General features: G+C 77.5%; 1 protein-coding gene. It reads right to left on the reverse strand.

Annotated elements, in window-relative coordinates; genetic code table 11:
• Positions 1–153: 153 nt before the first annotated feature.
• The coding region (locus IDM29_RS16350) for a DEAD/DEAH box helicase (RefSeq protein ID WP_188037802.1) at positions 154–2286 on the reverse strand (2133 nt) is incomplete at its 5' end.

Below are 2286 nucleotides of genomic sequence, written 5' to 3' on the forward strand. Positions count from 1 at the left end.
TGCGCGCGCGCCGGGCAGGTGGCCGCGCGCAACGGCGCCCGCGCGAGCCGGTGCGTCGTCTCCGGGCGCGTCGTGGAGGTGACCGTCGTGCGGGCCGGTCCGTGGCGGGCCGCCGCGACGGCGTGGGCCGGGCCGGCCTCCGAGCGGGACGGGTCAGCCGACGGCGTCCTCGCCCTCGTGGGCGAGGACCGCGTCGAGCAGCCGGATCGCGCCGGCCTTGTCCAGGGGGTTGTTGCCGTTGCCGCACTTGGGCGACTGCACGCACGCCGGGCAGCCGGCGCCGCACGCGCACCCCGCGATGGCGTCCCGCGTGGCACGGAGCCACGCCGCGCCGAGGTGGTAGCCGCGCTCGGCGAAGCCGGCGCCGCCCGGGTAGGCGTCGTAGACGAAGACCGTCGCCACCTCGGTGTCCACGTGCAGGGCCGTGGACACCCCGCCGAGGTCCCAGCGGTCGCACGTCGCGAGCAGCGGCAGGAGCCCGATCGACGCGTGCTCGGCCGCGTGCAGCGACCCGGGGACGTCGCCGTCGTCCAGCTGCGCCTCCGCGAGCAGCGACGCGGGCGCCGTCCACCACACGGCGGTCGTCGAGAGCGTGCGCGCCGGGAGGTCGAGCACGTCCCCGCCGACCGGGACGAGGTCCGGCAGCCGCCGCTTCTGGTAGCTGATGACCTGCGTCGTGACGTCCACGGGCCCGAACCCCCAGCGCACCGGACCGGCCTGCCGTTCCTGGCGGACGCCCCGGATCTCGATCGACGTGAGGAAGCGCGACCAGGTCCCGTAGTCGACCCGCTTCGGGTGGACGACCGCCACCGACGCCTCGAGGTCGAGCTCGTCCACCACGTACGTCGCGCCCTGGTGCACGTAGACGGCGCCGGGATGGACGCTGGCGTCGGCCGAGCCCGCGTCGACGGTGCCCAGCAGCCGCCCCGTGCCCTCCTCCACCACCCGGACCGGCTCGCCGCCCGAGCCACGCAGGTCGGTGAGCCGGGAGGCCGGGTCCGCGTGGGTCCAGTACCAGCCGGAGCTGCGGCGGCGCAGGGCCCCGCGCGCGACCAGCACGTCGAGCAGCTCCGCCGTGCCGGGGCCGAACAGCGCGACGTCGTCGGAGCGCAGCGGCAGCTCCGCGGCCGCGGCGCACAGGTGCGGCGCGAGCACGTAGGGGTTCGTCGGGTCGAACACGGTGGCCTCGACGGGCGTGGCGAAGATCGCCTCCGGGTGGTTCACCAGGTAGGTGTCGAGCGGGTCCTCGCGCGCCACGAGGGCGACCAGGCCGTCGGCCCCCGCACGCCCGGCGCGGCCCGCCTGCTGCCAGAGCGAGACCCGCGTGCCGGGCCAGCCGGCGATGAGCACGGCGTCGAGCCCCGAGATGTCCACGCCGAGCTCCAGCGCGTTCGTCGTCGCCAGGGCGCGCAGCGTGCCGTCGCGGATCGCCCGCTCCAGCTCGCGGCGCTCCTCGGGCAGGTAGCCGCCGCGGTACGCCGCGACGGCCGCACCCAGCCCCGGCCGGACGCTCTCGAGGTGGCGCTGCGTGGACGTGGCCACGGACTCCGCCCCGCGGCGCGAGCGCGTGAAGGCCAGCGTCCGGGCGCCCGCGACCGTGAGGTCCGCGAGCAGGTCCGCGACCTCCGCGGTCGCCGTGCGGTGCGTGGGCTGTGTGGGCGCGTCGTCGCGCGGCGCGTCGGGGGAGTCCGCGGGGGCGAGGGCCGGGTCGAGCCCTGCCATCACGGGTGGCTGCCACAGCGCGAACGTCTTGGTGCCCCGCGGCGAGGCGTCGTCCGTCACGGCGACGACGCCGCTCGGGTCCACGCCGAGCAGCCGGGCCGCGCTCTGCGCCGGGTCCGACGTCGTCGCCGACGCGAGCACGACGGTCGGGTGGGCGCCGTGGTGCGCGGCCAGTCGGCGCAGCCGGCGGAGCACTGCCGCGACGTGCGCGCCGAAGACGCCGCGGAACGCGTGGCTCTCGTCGACGACCACGTACCGCAGGTCGCGCAGCAGCCGGGTCCAGCGGCGGTGGCCGGGCAGGAGCGCGAAGTGCAGGAAGTCGGGGTTGGTCAGCACGACGTCGGCGTGGTCCTGGACCCACCGGCGCTCGGTCACGTCCGTGTCGCCGTCGCAGGTCGCGACGCGCAGGTCGCGCGTGCCGGCCGCGGCCAGGAGGCGCTCGAGCCCCGCGAGCTGGTCCGCGGCGAGGGCCTTGGTCGGGCACAGGTACAGGACCGTGCCGCGCCGCGTGGTGCCGGGCAGGAGCGTTCGGGGACGGGGGCCGCCCGCACCCGCCGGCGCGCC

The sequence above is a fragment of the Actinotalea sp. JY-7885 genome, from assembly GCF_014525465.1.
GTDB lineage: Bacteria > Actinomycetota > Actinomycetes > Actinomycetales > Cellulomonadaceae > Actinotalea.